Source organism: Actinomycetota bacterium, assembly GCA_013152275.1.
GTDB lineage: Bacteria > Actinomycetota > Acidimicrobiia > Spongiisociales > UBA4744 > BMS3Bbin01.
The window spans coordinates 71,288-77,351 of record JAADGS010000092.1 but is presented as its reverse complement, the minus strand read 5'-3'; the positions used below and the strand labels follow the sequence as shown (position 1 = coordinate 77,351).

The 6,064-nt window shown below is 65.3% G+C and carries 3 protein-coding genes; 1 reads left to right on the top strand and 2 read right to left on the bottom strand.

The annotated features are described in order from the left end of the window. Positions 1-146 precede the first annotated feature (146 nt). Positions 147-2,060, bottom strand: coding sequence for an acetoacetate--CoA ligase (locus GXP34_14455; protein ID NOY57168.1), 1,914 nt, complete (start codon positions 2,058-2,060; stop codon positions 147-149). Between the two features lie 11 nt (positions 2,061-2,071). Continuing rightward, complete coding sequence (locus GXP34_14450; protein NOY57167.1) at positions 2,072-3,220, bottom strand: hypothetical protein; 1,149 nt, start codon at positions 3,218-3,220, stop codon at positions 2,072-2,074. Between the two features lie 108 nt (positions 3,221-3,328). Here GXP34_14450 and GXP34_14445 point away from each other — a divergent pair, with 108 nt between their 5' ends. Then, on the top strand, positions 3,329-6,058 hold the full coding sequence (locus tag GXP34_14445; protein NOY57166.1) for a GNAT family N-acetyltransferase: 2,730 nt from the start codon (positions 3,329-3,331) through the stop codon (positions 6,056-6,058). Positions 6,059-6,064: the final 6 nt, after the last annotated feature.

Here is a 6,064-nt window from a genome sequence, read left to right as displayed (position 1 = left end):
AAGTGGCCGAGGTGAGGAACGAGCCGAGGCCGATGGGGGTGTTCCAGAGCCGGCGGAGCCGGAGCCAGCAGGGGGAAGTGGCCGAGGTGAGGAACGAGCCGAGGCCGATGGGGGTGTCCCCGAGCCGGTGGGCGCGGTAGCCCCGCTCAGAGCAGGTGCTCGTATTGTTCCAACGATTCGGGATTGACGAGGGCGTCCTTGTTGGTGACCGGCTCTCCCGCGAGTGCGTTGCGGACTGCCTTCTCGACCTTCTTGCCGCTGATCGTGTAGGGGATCGCGTCCACGGCGAAGATGTACGTGGGGACGTGGCGCGGGGAGGTCTCGGAGCGGATCCTGTCTCTGATCGAGCGCTCCAGCGCATCGTCGAGGGTCACTCCGTGTGCGAGCTTGACGCAGAGGACGACCTCGACGTTGTCGGGGGTCTGATGCCCGACCACGATCGAGTCATCGATCTCCGGCATGGGCTCGACCGCCCGGTAGATCTCGGCCGTTCCGATCCGCACGCCGGAAGGGTTGAGGGTCGTGTCCGAACGGCCGTAGATGATCACGCCGCCCTGCGGGCGAATCTCGATGAAGTCGCCATGCGTCCAAACTCCTGGAAACTTCTCGAAGTACGCGGAGCGATAGCGTGCCCCGTCGGGATCTTTCCAGAACGACACCGGCATCGACGGAAACGGTTGGGTGCACACGAGTTCGCCCTTGCGGCCGATGTGCGGTTTTCCCTCCTCGTCCCAGGACTCCACGGCCATCCCGAGCGCGCGTGCCTGGAGCTGACCGCGGCGCACCGGCAGGATCGGCACTCCGAGGGCGAAACACCCGATGATGTCGGTTCCTCCGGAGATCGAGGCGAGCTGGACGTCGTCCTTCACATTGGCGTATACCCAGTCGAACTGGTCGGGATTCAGCGGCATGCCGGTCGAGCCGAGCCAGCGCACGGCGGACAGGTCGGCGATGTCGCCCGGTACGACGCCGGCGTTGGCGTTCGCCGAGAGGAACTTCGGGCTCGTGCCGAAATGTGTGATACCGATCTTCTCCGCGAGCTTCCAGAGGACCTCGAGATCGGGGTGGGCCGGGCTGCCGTCGTAGACGACGATCGATGCTTCGGAGGCGAGCGCCGTCACGAGCCAGTTCCACATCATCCATCCGCAGGTGCTGAACCAGAACACCACGTCGCCCTTGCGCACATCCGAGTGCAGCTGATGCTCGGACAGATGCTTGAGCAGGGTGCCGCCGGCTCCGTGGACGATGCTCTTGGGAGGTCCGGTCGTGCCCGACGAGTACATGATGAGCAGCGGATGATCGAAGGGAAGCTGGGCGAAGTGCGGCTCGGTGGCATCTCCGGATTCGAGCTGTGACCACGTCATCGTCGGTACCCCGTCGACGCTCCACGGCTCGCCGACGAAGTCGATGAGGACGAGCCGCTCCAGGTCGGGAAGCTGCGCAGTCACCGCCCGCACCGTGTCGGCGAGCAGATGGGTCTTGCCGTTGTACCGGTAACCGTCTGCGGTGATGAACACCTTCGGCTCGATCTGACCGAACCGGTCGATGACGCCGAGCGGACCGAAGTCGGGGGAGCACGACGACCAGATCGCTCCGATCGCGGCGGTGGCCAGCAGCCCGACGACCGCGAACACCGAGTTGGGGATGAGCGCGGCGACGCGGTCTCCCGGTCCCACGCCCAGCGCTTCGAGGCCGGCCTGCACCCGGGCGACTCGACGCGCGAGGTCCGCCCATGTGATCCGTTCGAGTGTGCGTCCCTCTCCCGCGGCGTAGATGGCGACGGTGTCGTCGCTCCTGCGCAGCAGGTTCTCCGCGTAGTTGAGTCTCGCATCGGGGAACCATTCCGTCCCCGGCATGGCTTCGCGCCCGATCGGCCGGGATGGCGGGACCGACGCGACGACGTCGGCGAACTCCCACTGCGCCTGCCAGAAATCGCCCCTGTTCGAGATGGACCATTCCCACAGTTCGTCGTAGCTGGAGGGACGGTGGGGGAGCCGCTGCATGAATTCGTGCAGGCGGGTTGCCTCAGGATGCGATGGTTGCCAGATCACTTCGTCCATGGCGCGGGATGCTAACGGCTCGATTCCTTGCGGGCCGAGCGGTGGATCGTCCGCTCGACCATCGCTTCGAGGTACGCGGAGGCCGACGCGTGGCCGCGCAGCGCCTCGGTGAACGTGTACTGCAACACGCGCGCCACCCAGAGTCTGAACAGCAGCCTTCTCCAGTCGGCATCGGATACGTCGAAATCCGAGAGCAGGCTCAGGTAGGTCTCGTACCACGCGTCCTCGTCCATGAAGGCGACGGTCGGATACTGGCGGGCTGCCCGCATGCCATGAGCGACACGTGGCGGCAGCGCATCGAGCAGGTCGTCCTGGCGCTCCGTCCAACCGGATGCAAGCAGCGGGAGCGTCGCATCGACGTCGTAGCCGATCTTCGTGGCGATCGCATCGGTCGCCGGCCGGGCGGGCTCCATCACGTGGGGTGTCCCCACCGGCACCGCCTCGTACCGGAGTGTCTGCACGGCGGCGAAACACTCGACGAGCATGGTCCCGAGCTCTTGGAGGCCACCGTACAGGCGGTGCTGCTTGCCCGACGCCACATAGGTCTCGTACATGCGCCGTTCGCGCTGGACCATGGCGAACGTGTAGAGCGTGTCGACACCCCAGTCGCTCTGAGCCAGGACACGACGATCCGATGCGACGGCTTCGGCGGCCTCGCGGGTGAGCAGCATCTCGCCGCCGAGGGGCTGTCCGATGCGGGGAAGTTCGGTGTCCGGCCACAGGACGGCGAAGCCGACCCGCGTGATCATCCAGGTGATCATGGCGTCCGTCGAGGCTCTCGGGAAGAAGTGCCGGACGACGTCGAACCCGGTGTCCGCAGCCTGTTCCGCCTGCTCGATCCAGCCCGCATCGAAATTCGTGATGTCGGCGTCGTAGAAGTGCAGGCGCTGCTCGTCGGATCGCTCCAGGAACGCGAGCAGGCCGGTGTTCATCGCGTCGCCCTTGCCTGGCCGCAGCGACCCTACGCGACGCTGAAGGATCACCGTGACGTTCGCGTCGGGCACGGCAGGGGCGATCTCCTCGAGTATGTCGAACGTGGCGTTGCGGTCGAGTCCGACACACGTCACCTCGGTGACCCTGGGGTGGGAGGCGGCCGCGAGCACGTTTCGGGTGACCACCTCGGGGTCTTCGTCCTTGAAGGGGAATACGACTGCACTCACTGAGCGAACGATACCGTCCCGCCGGATGAGGGATACGGGTCCCCGCGATTCGGTGGTCACCCGTACGAATCCCCGATCGTGCCAGAATCAAGGCTACAAGGAGGGTTTATGGCCGAGTACCCCGCCGAATTCGAAGTCGATGCCGTTTTACGAGATGGTGGTGTCGTCCACATCAGGCCAATCACCCCGGACGACAAGGAGCTGCTCCACGATCTCTTCGAGAGCATGGGGCAGAGGTCCCGGTACTTCCGCTTCTTTCAGGACAAGGAAGATCTGTCGCCACGAGAGCTCGAGTACTTCACCAACGTCGACTACGACAACCGGATGGCATTCGCGGTTCTGCTCGATGACAAGATGATCGGGGTTGGTCGTTACGACCGGGAGGAGGACGATCCCTCACAGGCCGAGGTCGCCTTCGCCGTCGTGGACGCGCACCAGAACCGGGGAATCGGGACGCAGCTGTTGCAGCTGATGACCGCCTACGCGAGAACCACGGGCCTCAAAGGGTTCAAGGCACTCGTGCTTCCCGACAACGTCCAGATGATTCGGATGTTCCGCCATTCCGGCTACGAGATCGAGCGCACCATGGACGAGGGCGTCTACAGCGTCACCTTCCCCGTCGCGCAATCCGAAGGAACCCGGGCCGCGGAGGAGGAGCGCGAGAAGCGGGCCATCGCCGCGTCGTTGAACCCCATCTTCTATCCCCGGTCGATCACCGTGGTCGGTGCAAGTCGCAAGGAAGACTCGATCGGCGCCCGACTGTTCCACAACCTGTTGAGCGGCAGGTTCTCCGGTCCGATCTACCCTGTGAACCCGGCCGCAACCTACGTGCACTCGGTTCGGGCGTACAAGAGTGTGCTCGACATCCCGGACCCGGTCGACCTGGCGTTCATCGTGGTGCCGGCACCGCTGGTCATCCCGGCGGTGAAGGAGTGTGCGGAGAAGGGGGTGCGGGGTCTTGTGGTCATCTCCGCCGGATTCTCCGAAGTGGGTCCGGAGGGAGCCGCACTCGAACGTGAGCTCGTGGAGACGGCCCGAGCCGCCGGCATGAGGGTGGTCGGGCCGAACTGCATGGGTCTGCTCAACACCGATCCGAGGGTTGCCGTGAACGGGCAGTTCTCCCCGGTGTTTCCGCCTGCCGGCAATGTGGCCATGTCGAGCCAGTCCGGTGCTCTCGGAATCGCGATCCTGGACTACGCGGTCAGAAACAGCATCGGGATATCGTCCTTCATCTCGGTCGGCAACAAAGCCGACATCAGCGGTAACGATCTCCTGCTCTACTGGGAAGGCGATCCCAACACCGACGTGATCGTTCTGTACCTGGAGTCGTTCGGAAACCCGCGGCGCTTCGGCCGCCTCGCCCGGCGCATCGCCCGCAAGAAGCCGATCATCGCGGTCAAGTCGGGACGAACCAAGGCGGGAACTCGGGCTGCGAGCAGTCACACGGGGGCGCTGGCCTCCGTGGACGTCGCCGTGGATGCGCTGTTCCATCAGGCAGGAGTCATCCGGACGGCGACACTCGAGGGACTCTTCGACGTGGCGGTGCTCCTGGCAAACCAGCCGATTCCGAAAGGGCGGCGCGTGGGCATTCTCACCAACGCGGGAGGACCGGGCATCCTCGCCGCCGACGCGCTCGAATCGAACGGGCTGGACGTACCCGAGTTCTCTCCCGAGCTGCGTGCAAAGCTCGCGGAGGGGCTGTCAACCGACGCTTCCACGCGAAACCCAGTCGACATGATCGCCACCGCCGGTCCCGACGAATACCGGCGCAGCATCGAGACGCTGTTGGGCTCCGACGAGGTCGATTCGCTGATCGTCAGCTACGTCCCGGCAACTCCGGGCGGCGGCCCGGCGATCGCCGAGGTCGTCCGAGACGCCGGAGCGCAGTACAAAGGGGACAAGACGCTGCTCTCGGTGTTCATGTCTGCGGAGAACCCTGCCGAGCTGCTTGCGGATGAGCGCGTCAGGATCCCGACGTACCAGTTCCCCGAGGCGGGAGCCGTGGCGCTCGCCCGGGTCATTCGCCATGGCGAGTGGCTCGTCAAACCGGAGGGAACGGTGCCGGTGTTCGACGATGCGCGGCCCGACGATGCGCGGGCGATTGCTCACAAGGCGCTCGAGCGGTTCGGCGACGATGGGGGATGGCTCGATCCGGCCGAGGTCGGCGAGGTCCTCGGTGCGTTCGGTCTCTGCCTGCCCTCTTCGATGGTCGCGACGACTCCGGATCAGGCGGTCGAGTTCGCCAAGGGGTTGAGCTCGTCCGTGGCGATGAAGGTCGTGTCGGCTTCTGCGGTCCACAAATCGGATTTCGGCGGGGTCGTGCTCGACGTCCACGGCGACAAGGCGGTACGGGACACATTTGGGCGCCTGATGGGGCTGGTCGACGATGCCGAGGGGGTCCTGGTCCAGGAGATGATCGAGGACGGTCTCGAAGTGTTGGTAGGGATGACCGAGGATCCGGCGTTCGGGCCACTCATCGTGTTCGGGATGGGCGGCATTCTCGTCGAGTTGGTCGGCGACGTCGCCTTCAGGATCAATCCGGTGACGGACCTCGAGGCGGCGGAGATGGTGCGCTCCATCAAGTCCGCCAAGTTGCTCGAAGGCTATCGCTCCTACCCTCCGGTCGATGTTCCCGCCCTCGAGCAGGTCATCCTGCGGGTGTCGGCCCTGTCTGAGGCGGTTCCGGAGATCTCGGAGATGGATCTCAACCCGGTCAAGGTCCTCGCCCCCGGCGAAGGCATCGCCATCGTGGATGCCCGGATTCGCGTCAAGCCGGTGCAGTCGGGTTGGACGCCGGAGCTGATCGACCTGCCAGGACTGACGAATCCGGTGAAGTGATCCTTG